General features: G+C 27.0%; 14 protein-coding genes. 3 read left to right on the plus strand and 11 right to left on the minus strand.

Going from position 1 to position 18,700, the window contains the following annotated elements; genetic code table 11:
* Positions 1-183 precede the first annotated feature (183 nt).
* A complete protein-coding gene (locus tag ACYUEW_RS13555) occupies positions 184-2,475 on the minus strand; it encodes a ribonucleoside-diphosphate reductase subunit alpha (RefSeq protein ID WP_459566371.1) in 2,292 nt (763 codons plus the stop codon).
* 497 nt (positions 2,476-2,972) lie between these two features.
* On the opposite strand from ACYUEW_RS13555, the gene ACYUEW_RS13560 reads away from it, so the two are divergent.
* From ACYUEW_RS13560 to ACYUEW_RS13570, 3 genes are all read left to right on the plus strand, one after another.
* Positions 2,973-4,148 carry a GAF domain-containing sensor histidine kinase gene (locus ACYUEW_RS13560; RefSeq protein WP_085333679.1) on the plus strand — a complete coding sequence of 392 codons (1,176 nt, stop codon included), beginning with the start codon at positions 2,973-2,975 and terminating at the stop codon, positions 4,146-4,148.
* A gap of 277 nt (positions 4,149-4,425) precedes the next feature.
* Entirely contained in the window at positions 4,426-5,556 is a 1,131-nt protein-coding gene (locus ACYUEW_RS13565; protein ID WP_003484211.1) for an amidase domain-containing protein, read from the plus strand.
* A 169-nt stretch (positions 5,557-5,725) separates the two neighbouring features.
* Positions 5,726-6,514 (plus strand): M15 family metallopeptidase, encoded by a 789-nt coding sequence (locus ACYUEW_RS13570; protein ID WP_253290193.1) that lies wholly within the window; start codon positions 5,726-5,728, stop codon positions 6,512-6,514.
* Positions 6,515-6,672: 158 nt separating this feature from the next.
* Here the strand turns inward: ACYUEW_RS13570 and ACYUEW_RS13575 are convergent, their stop codons facing one another.
* The 10 genes from ACYUEW_RS13575 to ACYUEW_RS13620 all read right to left on the minus strand — a co-directional run bounded on the left by ACYUEW_RS13575 (position 6,673) and on the right by ACYUEW_RS13620 (position 18,438).
* A complete protein-coding gene (locus tag ACYUEW_RS13575) occupies positions 6,673-7,722 on the minus strand; it encodes a DNA polymerase IV (protein WP_460276923.1) in 1,050 nt (349 codons plus the stop codon).
* Positions 7,723-8,253: 531 nt separating this feature from the next.
* Positions 8,254-8,736 carry a DUF1097 domain-containing protein gene (locus ACYUEW_RS13580; RefSeq protein WP_460276924.1) on the minus strand — a complete coding sequence of 161 codons (483 nt, stop codon included), beginning with the start codon at positions 8,734-8,736 and terminating at the stop codon, positions 8,254-8,256.
* Between the two features lie 75 nt (positions 8,737-8,811).
* Positions 8,812-10,047 (minus strand): NAD-dependent dihydropyrimidine dehydrogenase subunit PreA, encoded by a 1,236-nt coding sequence (gene preA, locus ACYUEW_RS13585; RefSeq protein WP_460276925.1) that lies wholly within the window; start codon positions 10,045-10,047, stop codon positions 8,812-8,814.
* Positions 10,047-11,363 (minus strand): FAD-dependent oxidoreductase, encoded by a 1,317-nt coding sequence (locus tag ACYUEW_RS13590; RefSeq protein ID WP_460276926.1) that lies wholly within the window; start codon positions 11,361-11,363, stop codon positions 10,047-10,049. The genes preA and ACYUEW_RS13590 overlap by 1 nt, the downstream gene beginning before the upstream one ends.
* A 442-nt stretch (positions 11,364-11,805) precedes the next feature.
* Positions 11,806-12,354: a bifunctional pyr operon transcriptional regulator/uracil phosphoribosyltransferase PyrR gene (gene pyrR / locus ACYUEW_RS13595; RefSeq protein ID WP_042384476.1), complete on the minus strand. Its 549-nt coding sequence runs from the start codon at positions 12,352-12,354 to the stop codon at positions 11,806-11,808.
* Positions 12,355-12,673: 319 nt separating this feature from the next.
* The gene (locus ACYUEW_RS13600; RefSeq protein ID WP_460276927.1) at positions 12,674-13,729 is read right to left on the minus strand and encodes a YdcF family protein; all 1,056 of its coding nucleotides are present in this window, start codon (positions 13,727-13,729) and stop codon (positions 12,674-12,676) included.
* Positions 13,730-14,323: 594 nt separating this feature from the next.
* The gene (locus tag ACYUEW_RS13605) at positions 14,324-14,743 is read right to left on the minus strand and encodes a MarR family winged helix-turn-helix transcriptional regulator (protein ID WP_003484196.1); all 420 of its coding nucleotides are present in this window, start codon (positions 14,741-14,743) and stop codon (positions 14,324-14,326) included.
* A 17-nt stretch (positions 14,744-14,760) separates the two neighbouring features.
* Positions 14,761-17,019 carry an ATP-binding cassette domain-containing protein gene (locus tag ACYUEW_RS13610; protein WP_460276928.1) on the minus strand — a complete coding sequence of 753 codons (2,259 nt, stop codon included), beginning with the start codon at positions 17,017-17,019 and terminating at the stop codon, positions 14,761-14,763.
* 307 nt (positions 17,020-17,326) lie between these two features.
* Positions 17,327-17,848 (minus strand): RNA 2',3'-cyclic phosphodiesterase, encoded by a 522-nt coding sequence (gene thpR, locus ACYUEW_RS13615; protein ID WP_061325744.1) that lies wholly within the window; start codon positions 17,846-17,848, stop codon positions 17,327-17,329.
* A gap of 191 nt (positions 17,849-18,039) precedes the next feature.
* Positions 18,040-18,438 (minus strand): carbohydrate-binding protein, encoded by a 399-nt coding sequence (locus tag ACYUEW_RS13620; protein WP_163201271.1) that lies wholly within the window; start codon positions 18,436-18,438, stop codon positions 18,040-18,042.
* Positions 18,439-18,700: the final 262 nt, after the last annotated feature.

Below are 18,700 nucleotides of genomic sequence, written 5' to 3' on the forward strand. Positions count from 1 at the left end.
TCCTTTCTTTACTATCTATTTTGTAAGTATGGTTATTATTTTAAAAGTATATTTAACAATTTTCTAACTAATAAATCATTCTACATACGTGTATAGTTATCATATTAAATATATACTTTAATACTATGACCTTATCTACTACAAGATTATAATATTTTTATATTTATAATCTTAGGTATTCAGTTAACTTGAGCAACTTGTACATTCATCCATTTCTAAAGATTTATTTCTTACATAATATATGGTTTTAACTCCTTGTTTCCAAGATTCCATATACATATTAAGAATTTCTTTAGCTTTTATCTCTGGAGTTATATATAAATTAAAAGATTGAGCCTGATCTATATGTTTTTGTCTCGCAGCACAAGCCTTAATACTCCATTGCTGGTCTATAGTATGAGCTTCTTTGTAATACCAAAAATTTTCTTCATTTAAATCTGGTGCTGTTTTTGGTGTAAAGCTACCCTTCTTTTCTTCCATAAAAAACTTCTTAAATACAGGATCTATTCCTGCAGTTGTATTAGCTATATTAGAAGTACTACCTGTAGGGGCAATAGCTGTAATGTAACCATTTCTCATACCATATTTTTTGATATCACTTTGAAGTTGTTGCCATCTTTCAGAATTATAACCTCTTCTTTCAAAATACTTCCCTGTTTCCCACTCTGAACCTTTAAAGGCTGGATAACTGCCCTTCTCCTTAGCTAATTCCATAGAAGCCTTTATAGACGTATAGGCTATTTCTTCATAGATTTCATCTGCTACTTTAATATGCGCATCACTTTCCCATCTTATCTTGTTATTCGCAAGGAAGTGATGATATCCACTTGTCCCTAAACCAATAGCTCTATATTTGTCACTGGTAACTCTGGCCTCTTTAACAGGAAGCTTATTAAGAGATATAACATTATCTAGCATCCTTATTTGAAGAGGGATACACTTACTAAAATCCTCTTTTTCTACTTTGCTAAGGTTTATTGAGTTAAGGTTACAGGTTACCATATCTCCAGCCTTAATTCTTTGAACAACCTCTGAATAACCATTTTCATCAATTATTTCTTCTTCTACAAGTTCACTTTCACTCATATTTTGAGCTATTTCATGACAAAGATTGGATGAATATATCATACCTTTGTGCTTATTAGGATTTGCTATATTTACAGTATCCCTAAAGAAAATAAAAGGAGTTCCTGTTTCTACTGCACTTTTCATTAATTTTTTCATGATGTCAAGGGCTGGTACTGTATTCCTTGGGATATTAATGTTTTTTTCACATTCTAAATACCTTTTTGTAAATTCTTTACAATCCACATCATCAAAATAATCCTCAAGCTTATAATCCATTATCTTCTCTACCATATAAGGATCAAATAAGGACCACTGTTCTCTTTTCTCTAATCTTTCCATAAATAAATCTGGGATACTTACAGAAGGGAAAATATCATGAGCCTTTCTTCTATCATCTCCATTATTAGTTTTCAGGTCTAAAAAATCAAATATATCTTTATGCCATATATCTAAAGTTATAGATGCTCCTCCCTTTCTCTTGCCAAGCTGATCTACAGCTACAGCTGTATCATTATAAAGTCTTATCCAAGGTACAACTCCACCAGATGCATTTTTATGTCCTCTTATTTCACTATTTAAAGCTCTTATTTTTCCCATATAAATGCCTAGTGCTCCACCATGTTTTGAAACCTGCGCAAACTTTTGATTAACATCATAAATTGACCATAAATTATCCCCTACAGTGGAAATAAAACAGCTACTTAACTGATAAAAAGGAGTACCTGCATTTCCTAATGTAGGAGTTGCCACTGTAACCTTTAGCTCACTTAAAAGATCATAAAACTTTTTTGCATAAAAAACCTTTTTATCTCCCTCAGGAATAGCTAAATGCATAGCTATAGTCATAAAACGTTCTTGAGGTAGCTCTAATACTTCTCCATTATGTCCTTTAATTAAATATCTATCATTTAATAGTTTTAATCCTTCATAATTAAATAGTTCATCTCTTTCTGGCACTATGTACTTTGATAATTCCTTGATATCTTCATCAGAATAATTTTCAATTAAATATTCTCCATAAAGTTTCATTTTAACTATCTTTTTTACTAATTCATAATAATCACCATAACCAAAGCTATTATAGTGTCGGCTGATTTTAGCTTCCTTATATAAATCAAAGCATAAAAGCCTTGCAGCAACATACTGCCAATTAGCATTAGTTTTTTTTATATTATTTCCATTGTTATCTTTACTATTTTGAATAACCTTTTCGATAGCAGTTTGTATCAAAGTTCTTTGAATTTCCTTAGTAGTCATACCATCTCTAAATTGAATTCTAGAATCCAATTCTAATTCAAGAGGATCACAGCCTTCTATGCCCTCACAGGCTAACTTAACCATTTTCTTCGTTTTTTCTACTTGTAGTGGTTCATATTGTCCATTTCTCTTTTTTATTTTAATATTCATTATTCAAACCTTACTTTCTAAAAATTTATTTAATCAATAGAATATATTATAAAATAACCATTGTTAAATAAATTATATAAGTAATTATCTTCAAAATCAATATCATAGAACCATTGTTTAATAAGATAAACTCTACATATTGTATAAAGATCTTATTTTTTCACTATATATTGTATATTTTTTATTATAGAGTTTTCCACAAATTATAAATTTTATAATTTCTTTTTAGCTTTTTATAAATTCTTTATAAATAAAAAATCAAATTATGTTTAAATTATGGAAATTGTTCTTTAAAGGATTTAGATGAATTAGCCGATATATAATTTATTAATTACCTAAGTTTTGTAACTATAAAAACTTAATATTTTCAACAATCTAAAAGAAATAGTTTTTCTTAAAATTATTAACAATATAAAATGCTTTATTAATAACTTTAAAAACCTAATAAAGAAATTTACTATATATTATCTTAAATCAATATAAAGGAGAATTTAGCTATGAAAGAAAATAGGAAAATCAAGTGGAAATCTAATGATGACTGTTGTGAAAAATCTAAAATTTTCATAGAAATACTTTCAAATATTTCATCTAAACTTGTAAATATTAACTTGCGTAAAGAATATTTAATTGAGGAATGTTTAGAAGAACTGGGTAAAAAAACGAATTCCTGTAGAGCTTACATATTTTTATTCAGAAATAATTTAGAGTATATGGATAATGTTTATGAATGGTGCGCTAAAGGAATTAGCTCTGAAAAAAATAATCTTCAAGATTTAAAAACTTCATTATTTCCTTGGTGGATGAATGAATTAAAAAATAATAAAATTATTATTATTGAAAATGTAGAAAAGATGACTGCAGAGATAGAAAAAGAAATTCTTTCAGAACAAGGAATAAAATCTCTTATTGTTTTACCTATATGCTACAAAGATAATTTAGTAGGATATGTAGGATTAGACAATAACTTTCAAAATAAAAGTTGGAATGAAGATACTCAATTTTTATTAAAACTAATTTCGGAAATGCTTTCTGGAGCTTTGGCAAGATTAGACCATGAAAAAGAACTTGAATATGCTGCTAAAGAGCTAATAAAAAATGAAAAAAACATTCACAGCTTAAAAGCTCAACTTATTCAGCAAGAAGAAATGTTTAAACTTAGTCAAAGCAAAGAACTATCAAAGCCAATAGGTTTAAGTAAAGAAGATTTTAATGAAATAATAAATTATGTATTAGATATATTAAGTTTTGATATGATGATTTTTGATAAAATCCATTTAAATCTTTCAGAAAACTTACCTTCTATACTATGTAATAAAATAGAAATTAGTCAAGTTATTATGAATATACTTAAAAATGCTATCTATGAAATGAATAAAAAAATAGAATTTTTAGGTGGAAATAAAGAAATTAATACTAATATCTTAAAAATAGAAACCTATAGTGAAGACAATTTTTTAGTTTGCGAAATATCCGATAATGGTATGGGATTTTCTGATGAAATTGCACCAAAGCTATTTGAACCTTTTTTCACAACAAAACCCTTTGGACTAGGAACCGGTCTAGGATTATCCTTAGCCTATGATATTATTACCCATAAACACAATGGTCAAATAATAGCTAGTGAAAGTGAATGGAAAGGTGCTAAGTTTACTATAAAGTTATGTTATAAATAATAATTATATCTTTCTTATTCTTAAATATAAACACTAAATTACATAAGCTAAACCATATATTTACTAGATAAAATGCTATCTCAAAATGTATTTAATTTTTAGATAGTATTTTTTGTATTTTATTTTTTATAAATTTTGAAATTAATCCTTTTTTTATATAATTATGAAAAATTAAAATGTTTATTTTAATAGATTTTAAACCATAATATTATAGACTTAAATTATAAAATAAACTTGGGAAAATGCTTTATAATACCAGATAAAGGAGATAAAGATTATGGGATTTTTTCAAAGAAATAAAACTAATAAAATTATAGTTAACTTTATTATAGTAATAATTTTATCAATTTCTTTTATATCATTATTTCAATGGAAAAATGTTTTAGTTTATAAAGCTAATGATAATATTCATAATACTGAAATTACTAAATTAATAGATGATATTTTTGAAAATAGAAATAAAGCATTGTTAAAAGGAGACTTAGAATTTATTGAATCTATTTATGACACTGATACTAAATATGGTGTATGGGCCTATGAACATGAGAAAAAAAAGATAAAATATCTTCATAACTGGGAAAAAAAGCAAGGGGTTAAATTTATTGATATAAAACCTAAGGTTGTTATTAGAAATATAAAAGAAAATAAGGATAAATATTCAATTAATTTATTATGTTCTACTGAGTATAAATATATTTATGAAAATGACCCTGAAAAAGTAAATACCTCTACCATAGGTACAAATCATTTAGTTAATCTCGCTAAACAAGAAGATGAATGGGTGATTACAAAGGAATGGTATAAAGATCCCTTTGCAGATTCTCTTAATATAAATAATCTAAAAAAACCAGATGATATAAGGGAATATATATTAAGCAATAGTTCCAAAGACTTTTCTGATTTAGATGAAAGAAGATTAAATTCTATAGAATATGCGGATAAATATTGTGGAACTGCTAGTAATGGAAAATATGGATATAAATATAATAAAAAATATAGAAATTATAACCCTCAAGGAGGAGATTGTGCAAATTTTGCATCTCAAATTTTATTTGAGGGAGGAAAATTTAGAAAAAACTCTGCCTGGAACTACGATTCTAAGGGAGCTACTAGAGCTTGGATAAATGCAGATGGATTTAAAGATTATATGATTCATAGTGGTAGAGCTTCTGTAATTGCTCATGGAGATTATGAAAAAGTATATAAAGCTTCTTACAATCTTTTACCTGGAGATTTTGTAGCCTATGAAAAAAAAGGAGATATAACTCATATATCTGTAGTAACTGGAGCAGACTCCAAAGGTTACTCTTTAGTAAGTTGTCATAATACAGATAGAAATAAAGTTCCTTGGGATTTAGGTTGGAATGATAAGGGAATAAAGTTTTGGTTAGTTAGAGTACATTTTTAAAAAGAGGTGATTTGAAATAAAAAAATTATTTAAAAAAATCATTTTTTTTAATATATTATTTTTTATTTTTTGTAGTAATACTTATGTAGTTAAAGCTTCAAATATAAAAAGTAATACTAAAGATGAAGAGTCATATAATGTAATTATGAAACAGGATATATTATGTTTAATGATGGCTTATGGTGAATATATAAAAGATATTGAATGTGAAAATGATAAAGTGTATATAGTAATGGAATCTGGCAAAAAGATTCTTTATGATGATAAAAAAGAAAAAAATTTTGAAGAAAAAATATATAATTCAGATATCCAGGATATGATGGAACAAATTTATCCTTTGAATATAACAGGTAAAGTAATGGATAAAGATTTTGATCCCGGTAGATTTAGAGTATACTCTTTGTTAGAAGATGTTTATGGAAATAATTCTAGCAAAATTCAAAAAAACTTAAAAACCATTAATACAGCTTATGGAACAGTTCAATTTAATAATAACAGTAAAGGTGCAGAAAGCTTAAAAAATACTTTAGACGAACTTAGTAGTATTTCAAAAAGTAATAGCAAATTAAATTCTTATATATCCCCTCTTAATGGAACCTTTAACTATAGACATATTGCAGGGACAAATCTTTTAAGTCCTCATGCTTTTGGAATTGCTATTGATTTAGTAAGGGATAATAGAGATTATTGGAAATGGGCTACTGAAAGTGAAGGAGAAAAAAGAATAGCTTCCTATCCAAAAGAAATTGTAGAGACCTTTGAAAAAAATAATTTTATATGGGGCGGAAAATGGAACCATTTTGATACACTACATTTTGAATATAGACCTGAAATTATAATGAAGGCTAAATATTTTAATAGTAATGATAAACTAAAAAAGTCTTGGTACAAAGGAGCTCCATTAGAAGATAAACAAGTTAAACATTATGTTGATAAAATTAATAAGACTTTAAAATAATTTTATACTCTATGGCTGGTTACTTCATATCCTATCCATAGAGTATAAAACTATTTATCTTTATAATATGTTTTGTATTATTTATAAATTATTTACAGTTTCGTATAAATTTAAAATTAATATTGATTTTTAATCATATTTAAGGAACTTTATTTAACTTAATAAATATTAAAGGTTAGTTGCTTAATTTTATTTTCTCCTAGATTTGATACAGTAAGACCTATAAGTCTTATAGGTTCTTTAAAATTTATATTATCTAATATATCACAGGCTATACTATAAATTTCATCTTTATCCCTTGTATAATCATTTACTGTTTTACTCCTTGTATGAGTTTTAAAATTAGAAGTTTTTATTTTTACGGTAACAGTTTTTCCGGCACTATTTCTTTTATATAAATTAGTAGATATTTTATTTGAAAAGTCCAAAAGATATTTTTTCATTTCCTCTTTATTTATTATATCCTTTTTAAGGGTTATCTCCTTACCTATAGATTTTCTTTCTCTACTGACTTTTACTTCTCTATAATCTATTCCTCTTATTCTGTCATATATTTCTACTCCAAATTTTCCAAAGTACTCTATACAAAAATCCTTAGATAACTTATGAATATCTGCCACAGTAAAAACACCTATATTGTGTAATTTTTCCACTGACTTTTTACCTATTCCATGAATCTTATTTATAGGAAGCGGCATAAGTATTCTTGGAATCATATCTTTATTTATTATTTTTATACCATCTGGTTTATTCCAATCAGAAGCAAGTTTGGCTAAAAATTTATTATATGAAATTCCTACAGATAGAGTTAATCCTATTTCATTTTCAACTCTATTTTTTATATATTTTGCTACTTTAATAGGTTCTTCTTTAATATGGCTAATATCTAAATATGCCTCATCTATAGATACAGGTTCAATGATAGGAGTAACTCTATATAATATTTTAAATATATTATTTGAAACTTCTCTATACCTATTATGTCTTCCAGGTATATATATACCGAATGGACATTTCTTCTTAGCCATAAAAACAGGCATAGCAGAATGCACACCATATTTTCTTGCCTCATAAGATGCTGTAGAAACTACTCCTCTTTCTCCTATTCCCCCTACTATTACAGGCTTACCTTTAAGCTTTTTATTATCCATTTGTTCTACAGATGCAAAAAATGCATCCATATCAACGTGCATAATAACCCTATCCATAGCTATTAATTCCTTTCTAAAATGTAACTTAAAATTTAATCTAGCTTACATATAATTATATCAAAATCTCCAAAGTTAAATACAAGTATTTTAAAGATTACATTAATTATATATATTAATCTATTCTAATTCATTATTTTTACTTTGAAATAGAATTCATCATAAAAATTTTAATATAAAAAATCCTATTAAGGATAGACTTAATTTTAATATAGCAAAGATAAAAAACATACGTAATAGACCCTATGAATAAATAAAGTTTAGTAATTCTTAATCTAGTGGATTTTAAAATTCACCTATTTTTTAAAGTAACATATCTTTCTTTATTATAATAAATACTAGATATTTGCTTAAATAATATTAAACTACCTGAATTACAAATTAAAACCCACTTATGATTAGTGGGTTTTAATCTCTTTATAAAATTATTGAATTTTCATATCATGTTGATATTTAATGCCATTTACTACAATTAAAATTTCCTTAATGTTTAATTAAATAATTTTCTAGCTAATTACTATATATTCTTTTCTAGTTGCTTAAAGATTTATTTTTGCCTTGTACTTCTTTTCCTATTAATTTATGAAGCCAAATCCCCCCTATTTCAGAAGTATAACCTAAAATTGCTCCACAAAGCAAAGCTATAATTACTCCTTGCCAATTTCCATTAACACCAAAGGTTGAACAACTTCCACAAAAGGTTCCAGGTATAAAAGATAACAATTGAAATCTTGCCTGTGCACACATTACAAAGTAAAATATTCCTATCATTATAGCTCCTTCTAATGGAAAACCTAAATAACTAGATGTTATAATAATTAACATAGCCCATAAAACTCCAGTCATATTAGTAACAACAGATTTTTTTAATCCTTGTAACTTACCACCGGCGGCATAATAACTTGTACATCCTATAAAACCTACCCAAGTTATTAGTCCAAAATTGGAACTTAAACATCCCCAAAGTCCAGACAAAATTCCTACACTTATTGAAATACACATTAATAAACTCATATTAGTTATACCTCCAAAGTACTGGCTGTATTTTTTTACGTTCCTATGTTTTTACATTTGTGTATTTTATTTATATTAAAGTATTACCTTCCTAGCTATTTCATCCTTTTTAAACTCTATTTCTCCTTTTGATATACACTGTACTGGACACACATTAGCACATAAATGACATCCTACACAGTTTTCTTTTTCTAATATAGGTTTTCTATTTTCAACATCCCACTTGATTGCTTGATGTCCACCATCATAGCAAGATATATAGCATCTTCCACATCCTACACAGTTTTCTTCATTAAATTTTGGGTACACAATATATCCTCTATCTAAATCCTCTGCTGGAATTATGTTTTTATTTGCTAATCCCACCATATCTTCTAATTTTTCAAATCCCTTTTCTTCCATATAATATGAAAGACCTTCTATCATATCTTCTACTATTCTATATCCATATTGCATTATAGCAGTAGTTACTTGTAAGTTTCTTGAACCTAATAATATAAATTCCGCAGCATCTTCCCAAGTTTCTATTCCACCGATGCCGCTTATTGGAATATCTTTAAGTCTTTCATCTGTAACAAGTTGTTGTATAAATCTTAAAGCTATTGGTTTTACTGCTTTTCCTGAATATCCTGAAATTGATGACTTTCCGTTTACAATAGGATATCCTATAAATTTATCCAAATCTACTCCTGTAATACATTTAATTGTATTTATTGTAGCTATACCTGTTGCTCCACCTTCTATAGAAGCTATTGCTGGAACACTCATATCCCCTATATTTGGAGTCATTTTAGCTAATATTGGAATATCAGTTCCTCTTCTTACTGCCTCACAATATTTTTTAACTAACTGTGGATTTTGTCCCACATCTGATCCCATAGCGCTACTGGTCATTTGTGGACATGAAAAATTACATTCTATTATATCTGCTCCCACTTCTGTAACAAGCCTTGCAAGTTCTTCCCATTCTTTTTCATTTTGTCCCATGATTGAAGCTACTAAAACTTTATTGGGATAATTTTGTTTTAGTTTTTTCATAGCTTCTAAATTTTCTTCTAGTGAGTGTTCTGCTATTTGCTCCATATTTTTAAATCCTAAAAATGGAGTTCCTTCTTTTTCTAAATTCGTAAAACGTGGAGAAACTTCCTTTGCAATAAAGAAACCTATAGTTTTAAATACTATACCTCCCCAACCAGTTTCTAAAGCTTTAGCACACATTTCATAACAGTTTCCTACTGGTGATGATGATAAGAAAAATGGATTTTCACATTTTACTCCACAAAATTCTATGGAAAGATCTCTTCTTTTCATTATCTTACACCTTCTTTCTTAGCTAATAAATATTTTACTATAGCCTTTGCCGCTTCTTTTCCTTCTTTTACAGCATTTACAACAGTTTTATCTCCTTCAATTATATCTCCTGAAGCAAAAATTCCTTCTATATTTGTACTATAATCTATAGTTTCAATTGTTCCCTTTTCATTAAATTCTACTGTTGTTACTTCCTTTGTTGCAGCTACTTCTTTTACTGCTTCTTTTAATTCTTTTATTTCTTGTGCTTCTTGTCCAATAGCAAATATAATCCTATCTACTGGAAGATTTAATTCTGAATCATCAAACATTCCTGTGGCTTTAAATCTAGCCACTTTTCCAGCTTGTCCAATTATTTCAGCTGGTTTTAATCCTGTAAATATTGGTATATTTAAATCTTGAGTATAAGCTATTTCTTTTCTATCAGCTGGCATTTTTTCTATAGTTCTTCTATAAACTATTTTCACATCCTCTGCTCCTAACAATTTAGCAGTTACAGCACAATCCATAGCTACATCTCCACCGCCTATAACTATAACTTTACTGCCAACTTTAACTTTTCCCTTAGAAGTTTTAACTTCTGCTAAAAAATCTGTTCCAGCAATAACTCCTTCTAAATCATTGCCTTTTATTTCTATATCTTTACTCTTTTGCATCCCTACTGCTACTAAAAATGCTTCAAAACCTTCTTTTCTAAGATCATCTATATTAACATCTCTTCCAACTTTACAGTTAGTTCTAAAATGGACACCTAAATTTTTTATGTATCCGATTTCATTTTCAACAACTGATTGTGGAAGCCTATCTTCTGGTATTCCATAAGTTAACCATCCACCTAATTGATTTCTGGCTTCAAATACAGTAATCTTATACCCTTCTAAAGCTAATTCAGCAGCTGCTGCAAGTCCACTTGGACCTGAACCTATAATAGCTACTTTTTCTTTTGTTGCCTTTATAGCCTCTAAAGCTTCTATCCCTATTGATTGTTCATAATCTGTTAAATAACGTTGAAGTTTTCCTATTTGAATAGGTTTATCTATACCACACCTACTACAGGCTCCTTCACAATATTTATCTGTAGGGCAGACTCTTGCACAGACTCCTCCTAGTATATTATTTTCACGAATTGTAGTTACAGCCCCCTTAAAATTTCTGAAACGCAATGAGCGTATGAATTTCCCAGGGTCTGTACCTGCTGGACATGCCTTTGTACAGGGTGCATCATGACACAACAAACATCTTGATGCCTCTTCAATAGCTAAAAGAGGTGTAAACACTTCTTCTCTTTCTTTCATATAAGCTAATTTATTTTCCAATCTTCTTCCTCCTTTATATTTAATATTTAAAGATTAATTGCAGTTATAACAATAGTTTAACAAAAAAAATAGACCATTTCTAACTTAGAAATGGTCTATTTCCATTATTTAAGACAAATTTAACCTCTGTGCCACAATGTGGTAAATTTAACCATAGTTTTACCCAAGATTTCGTCATTTTTTTAACAATCACTATATATTTCTAAAAACTCCAAAATGTTCATTACAAAAATAGCACAGTTTAATTTTCTTTATTCTATTATTTAACCTTTTTTATCAATTATTAACATTTCTCTTGATTTAAATATTATATTGTAATTTTTAACGAGATGAATATAATAATTGTTAATTAAACTTGAATTTTAAGTTTAAAATAACTTTATAAAAACCCTGTACAAAATTTATATATAATATAAAAATTTTCTGCAATTAACCTTTAATATTATCTATATAAAGGATGTACAAGGATTTTAACTGAATCATTACCATCTATTTCATTAAGTTCTACTAAAATAGCTTCGCTTAATGAAGTAGGTATATTTTTACCAACATAATCTGGTCTTATTGGAAGTTCCCTATGACCCCTATCTACTAAGACAGCTAATTGAATTTTACCTGGTCTTCCATTATCAAATATTGCTTGTATAGCTGCTCTTACAGTTCTTCCAGTATAAATTACATCATCTACTAATATTATTTTTTTATCTTTAATATCTATATCTAATTTATTATTTTTAACTATTGGATCCTGTGATAACTCAGATAAATCATCTCTATATAGGGATATATCTAAAATCCCTACAGAAATATCTATACCTTCAAAGTTCTTTATATTCTCTGCAATTCTTTTAGCTATTGGTACTCCTCTTCTTTTTATTCCTACCAATACTATATCTTGTCCACCTTTATTTTTCTCTATTATTTCATGAGAGATTCTAGTGATAGATCTTTTTATTTTTACCTCATCCATTATTACAGCCTTTAAATTCACCCTAATTCCACCTTTCATCTATATATAAACAAAAAATGTCTCGACCCTTAGCCAAGACATTTGTATAGACTTATTACTTATATGCCTTACAATCTCTCAGGATCATTTAAAGGGCTTTATAATATTTAATTTTTAAAATTATACTATCATAAAACCTAATATATTTCAATACTTTTTTGTAAAAACTTGGTGTTATATTTTTCTTTACAATTTATTTTTATCCCAGTAAATTTTTATTACACTGTATCCTGATAAAAAAATCACACTACCAAAATAGTTAATTTGACAGTATGATTATAATATCTAAAAAATTTAATTATTATAAGAAAGGTCTAACAAAATAAAAATCTATAATAGTCATTAAGATACTAAATAAAAATGCCAAACTTATAATAAGTATATTAATTTTTTTGTAAATATACATAACTCCTATATATTCACGAATAAGTGCATTAAGTGAGAAATATAGTTTAGTTTTAGAACCTGCACCATCACATTCTAGCCCTACTATTCTAGCCCATATTAAAGAACGAAATAGATGAAAATTATTAGTTACTACAATGCATCTATATTGTTTTTCTCTTGTGCCATAATCCTCTTCTAAAAGTTTCTTTGAATTAGATAGATTCTCATAGGTATTTACTGCCTGATCCTCAATTATCATATGCTCATTTGGAATTTCCTTATCCTTTGCATATTTCCACATGGCAAGCCCTTCTGAAATTTTCTCATCAGCACCCTTAGCTCCTGTAAATATAATTTTGGATGGATGACCTTTTTCAAGCTGATTTTTGTATATTTCAATCCCCTTGTCTATTCGACTAGCTAATAGAGGGGGAACTCTATCACCAATTAAACCACTACCTAAAACAATAATGTAATCATATTTTTTTCTTTTTGGCATATAAGTATTAATTGCTGCTGATATTGCAAAAATAAACATCATCATAAAAAAATAACTAATTAAGAAAGTTATAAATCCTATAATTCCTGTAAGTATAGGATTTGTAACCCCTCGTATAATATTTGGTGTAAACCAAATCCATAATATAATAAATATTCCTAAGGATAAAGATAAAAAATTAGTTACACGAGCACCCTCTTTTTTTATAAGTTTATACCCACTTTTAATAAGTATAAATATAAAGGATAAAAGGTATAAAGGAAATCCTACCATAATAATTATTATAATAATTATTATAGAAGTTAGCAGCATTTTTATTTCATAAGTCTCACCTAAAATACCCAAAAATGCAAATATAGATCCGACCCATAAAAGAAATACTATACCAATCCATAATGTCCTTGGCTCCCTACGAAGCATAGCAAAAAATCCCACCGTAAGTGCAATAAAAATAAATAATAAAAAATACATAATTACACCTCTTCTTTAGTTTTGTATATATCTTATAAAGTTTATATTGTTTGGTTCCATATGTAATTCTAAAACTTAATTATACAATCAATTACAATTAGACTATATAATTATTTTTCTTTATTATTATACATTATTAACATTATTATATTCTATAAGCTATTTCTTAACTTGTGTATAAAATCTAAAAAAATATTGGTATTTATTTATCGAACAACATTATAAATAATTGATTTAATTAAACAACACTTGAAATAAAAACATCTAATTCTAAATATTTTTTAGAGTTTTATAATAGATCTGAAAATAAACTGAAGAAATTGAACTGTAGATAGCTTAAATAAACTATTTTGTAGTTAAGTTGTAAAAAAATAATAAGAATATATAATAACCTAATATTACACATTCTTATTATTATAGCTTATACTAAATACAGATCAATATATTGTGACCTTTTAATTATACTAAAAAATATAATATTTTCTCAACATTATAAAATATAGTTTATATAAATATATTTTTAAAGGTTTAAATGTATCTTTTTATAAATTTTGATATTATTTTTCTTTGTTGTATTCAATTTATATTTTAGTATTACTCTTCTTTATAGGAATCCGTAATTTTTTTACATAATGTAGAGAAAATTCTTAATTCATCTTGGCTAAGTGTTTTTTCTATTAAATTCATTATTTCTTCACCAAATTTTTCTGATCTTGCAAGAAACTCTTTACCTTCAGATGTAATAAAAATATTATAAGAGCGACGATCAGTTTCTTGTCGTTCTTGCTTTATATATCCTTTCTCTAAAAGTCTTTTATTTAATTTCGATATGCCCGGTTGAGTTATTCCTCTTATTTCAGCTAATTCTTTAGTTGTCTTTGAACCTTGCTTATCTAATATATCTAATATATAGTATTGAGCAGTTGACACCCCTTCTAGATTAAATCGATTAATGCTGCTAATAATCATACATTGGAAAGGCATATAATTTTCTTCTAATTCTTGTCTAAGCATTATCTTCACCCTTTCTTTTAAAGAATGTATCTTTTTAAGTATTTCCCCGTAATTGAATTCTCATTGTTAATTATATCTTTTGGTTCCCCTTCAAACATAATTCTTCCACCATTTTCTCCAGCCTCTGGGCCAAGGTCAATTATCCAATCAGCTTGAGTCATTACATCTAAATTATGCTCTATTACAATTAAGGTACTCCCCTGATTAACTAACCTATTCATAATAGCTACTAACTTTTTTATATCAGATATGTGAAGCCCTGTTGTAGGCTCATCCAATACATAAATATTACCTTTACTATCTAATTGAGCAGCTAATTTTAATCTCTGTAATTCTCCTCCTGATAAAGTATTTAATGGTTGTCCTAAAGTTATATAATCAATTCCTACATCAGCTAACTTTTTCAACACTAAATATATTTCATCTTCTTTAAAAAAGTCAATTGCCTCAGCAACAGTCATTTTTAAAACTTGGCTTATATTTTTCCCCCTAAATTTAAAATCTAATACTTTATCTGTAAATCTGTTTCCTTCACAAACTTCACATGTACTTATAACAGTATCCATAAAAGCTAAATCAGTATAAGTAACACCTAACCCTTTGCATTCTGGACATTCTCCTTCTGAGTTAAAACTAAAAAGAGAGGATTTAACATTATTTTCTTTAGCAAATAAATTTCTTATAAAATCAAATATACCTGTATAAGTGGCAATATTGGAACGTATTGAAGCATGTATTGCTCCTTGATCTATAAAAATTGTTTCTGGATAAATTTTGGGCAACAATCCATTAATAAGAGTACTCTTACCTGAACCAGCTACACCTGTTACTACAGTCATAACACCTTTAGGAATATCTACATTAATATTTTTTAGATTATGTAAATTTGCATTTTTAATTGACAACCATTCCTTTGCTTTCCTTGTATGAAGTTTTATATGTGGCTTATACTGCAAAGCCTTACCTGTTAAAGTATTAGATTTTAATAATCCTTCTGGAGTTCCTTTATAAACAATGTTACCACCTTCTGTACCAGCTTTTGGTCCCATATCAATAATATAGTCTGCAATTTTTATTATATCAGGATCATGCTCAACAATAAGAACAGTGTTTCCTTTATCCCTTAACATCTTTAATAATTTATTTATTCTACCAATATCATGTGGATGTAATCCAATACTAGGTTCATCAAAAATATAAGTAAGTCCTGTTAAACTACTTCCTAGTTGTTTAACCATTTTAATTCTCTGTGATTCACCACCAGAAAGTGATGAAGTTTCACGGTCTAAACTTAAATATCCCAATCCTATGTACTCTAAATGCTCTAGTCGACTAATTAGGGCTTTTAATACAGTTTGAACAGATTGTTCTTTAATTTCTTTCATAAATATTATTAAATCATTTATTTGCATCTTTGTACAATCCGCAATATTTTTCCCATTAATTTTGCAAGATAATATTTTTTCATTTAATCTTGCACCTTTACACACAGGACATATTTCTTTAGTAACAATTTTATTAATTTCTTTTTTATATTTATCCCTTTCTCCACCTTCTTTTTTTAGAAAGCTTCTCTCAATTCTTGGTATAAGACCCTCGTATAAAGATGTCTTGGGCCACTCTGGATCATCTGTTTCAATTTTTATATCAGTTTTATTTAAAAGTAAATCTAATTCTTTTTCATTATAATCTTTTATTTTTTTATCATTATCAAATAATCCTGAATGTATATATCTCTTTAATCTCCATCCACCAGGCTTAAAGCTAGGAAACAAAATAGCGCCTTCGTTAAGAGATTTATTTTTGTCTAATAATTTATCAATATTAATGCTATCAACTTTTCCTAACCCATCACAATGCATACACATTCCGGTAGGATTATTAAAAGATAAAGAATCAGAATATCCAACAAAGGGTTTTCCTATACGTGAAAAAAGAAGCCTTAATAATGAAGCTATATCTGTAATAGTCCCCACGGTTGACCTTGAATTTCCACCAATTCTTTTTTGATTTATTATAATAGCAACAGATAAATTTTTAATTGAATCTACATCTGGTTGTCCATAATGTGGTAGCCGATGCCTAATAAAGCTAGAATAAGTTTCATTTAGCTGCCTTTGTGATTCTGCAGCAATAGTATCAAAAACTAAAGATGATTTACCTGAACCAGAAACCCCAGTAAATACAGTGATTTTCTTCTTGGGTATTTCAATATCAATATTTTTTAGATTTTTTTCTCTAGCTCCTAATACATGAATGCTTTCTTTTCTATCCATAAAGTATTCACCTCCAAATAATTCATACTTTTAATTAATATATAACTAAGTTAATATATAACTACGTTAAGTATATTCTACTACTTACCTATTTTACTATCAAGCACTTCACTTAAATCTTATGAAATTTTTTTGTATTATTTTTTAAATATATAGTTTGGTTATTGTAAATTTAATTAAATAAGCTAGAAAAATCCTTATAAACTATTCGAAAAACAGCTCATAAGGATTTTTATTTATATCATTAATTAATTATATTTTAAATATAATAATAAAATTATATTTATTATAAATTTGTTTTCTGACTTTATATTATTATTTCTTCTAATGGCTCATAAACTAATTGTCCATTGAATCTCTTACTTTCCATAAGAGCTATTGAAGCTATTGGAATCTTTATAGGAGAAAAAATATTTTTCTCTATAGGACATTTTGTTACTATTTCTCTACCAATTGTAATATGAGGCTTATATTTTCTATTCTCAATTTTAAATCCATTATTAATTAATAAATTTCTTAAATTCCTTTGTAATGTTATAAGTTCTTTATTTTCTTCAATTCCAAGCCAAATTATATCTTTATCTCTCCTTTTAAATGAACCAATATGTGAAGTAATAAGTTCCTTAGGTGGATTCTGCAACTTATATAATATATTAGTTAGTAAAGACAGCTCTTTTTCATCAACTTCACCTATAAACTCTAGGGTTAAGTGGAAATTATTTTTATTTGTGAATCTACCTTTAACTGAATTATTAGAAACTAAATTTTTATATTCTATCAATTTTTCTTTTGTTTCTTCCTGAAATGTAACCGCATAAAATACTCTCATTTTTTCACCTACATTTAAAATAATTTTTTTGTTAATATAAGCTTAGTTTATACAAACTAAGCTTATATTATCTATATTTAATTTTAATAAATACTTCTTCATTTATATCTTCATTAAATTATTCAATTGGTAAAGCCAATTATAATAAGATTAATATATGATAATAAATAAAACAGTCTATTTACATTAAATTATTTAACGTTACTTTCTATTACAGCTATATGATAGTCTTTGTTATTATTATTATCCCATGTTGTTCCCTCATTATAAAACTCTTGTTTAAAGCAATAATCTATTTTTGAACCTTTTTCTACATAAATAGTTGTATAAAAACTTTCAAAGGTTTTTCCCATATAATAATCTACTATACTTCTGTTTAATTGAACATCTTTAACATCTTTCCATCCATTTACACCATAGTGTAATGTTGCTTTTTTTATTTGAGATGTATCTACTTTACTATAATTAACAGGCATATAAATTCTATATGCTACCATTTCATGATTTTCTGCAGCCAAAACTTGCTTGGGCGCTATGAACATACCAAATGCTAATGCTGTTGCCATAATAAAAGTTATTATTTTTTTCATTTTATTTCCCCCTAATTCTAAGTATGTTTTATATATTTTAATACTCATTGATTATATTTACAATTTATCAATTAGGGCCCCTCTTGATTGCATGTTTTATTATAACACTCTTGGCTAAATGTTAAAAATTGTATTTCAATTCAATTTAAGGCATGTAATCATTTAAATCAATGTATTATTATACTTTATTGGAATATACTTGAAGATGTTAATATGTTTTTCTTAACACTATTAGCTTGCACTAGCTAAATTAATACTATAT

The sequence above is a fragment of the Clostridium sp. CTA-1 genome, assembly GCF_054768215.1.

Coding starts and splice junctions, on each gene's coding strand:
- ACYUEW_RS13555 (WP_459566371.1), bottom strand. CDS start 2,475: ATGAATATTAAAATAAAAAAGAGAAATGGACAATATGAACCACTACAA.
- ACYUEW_RS13560 (WP_085333679.1), top strand. CDS start 2,973: ATGAAAGAAAATAGGAAAATCAAGTGGAAATCTAATGATGACTGTTGT.
- ACYUEW_RS13565 (WP_003484211.1), top strand. CDS start 4,426: ATGGGATTTTTTCAAAGAAATAAAACTAATAAAATTATAGTTAACTTT.
- ACYUEW_RS13570 (WP_253290193.1), top strand. CDS start 5,726: ATGATGGCTTATGGTGAATATATAAAAGATATTGAATGTGAAAATGAT.
- ACYUEW_RS13575 (WP_460276923.1), bottom strand. CDS start 7,722: ATGGATAGGGTTATTATGCACGTTGATATGGATGCATTTTTTGCATCT.
- ACYUEW_RS13580 (WP_460276924.1), bottom strand. CDS start 8,736: ATGAGTTTATTAATGTGTATTTCAATAAGTGTAGGAATTTTGTCTGGA.
- preA (WP_460276925.1), bottom strand. CDS start 10,047: ATGAAAAGAAGAGATCTTTCCATAGAATTTTGTGGAGTAAAATGTGAA.
- ACYUEW_RS13600 (WP_460276927.1), bottom strand. CDS start 13,729: ATGTATTTTTTATTATTTATTTTTATTGCACTTACGGTGGGATTTTTT.
- ACYUEW_RS13605 (WP_003484196.1), bottom strand. CDS start 14,743: ATGCTTAGACAAGAATTAGAAGAAAATTATATGCCTTTCCAATGTATG.
- ACYUEW_RS13610 (WP_460276928.1), bottom strand. CDS start 17,019: ATGGATAGAAAAGAAAGCATTCATGTATTAGGAGCTAGAGAAAAAAAT.
- thpR (WP_061325744.1), bottom strand. CDS start 17,848: ATGAGAGTATTTTATGCGGTTACATTTCAGGAAGAAACAAAAGAAAAA.
- ACYUEW_RS13620 (WP_163201271.1), bottom strand. CDS start 18,438: ATGAAAAAAATAATAACTTTTATTATGGCAACAGCATTAGCATTTGGT.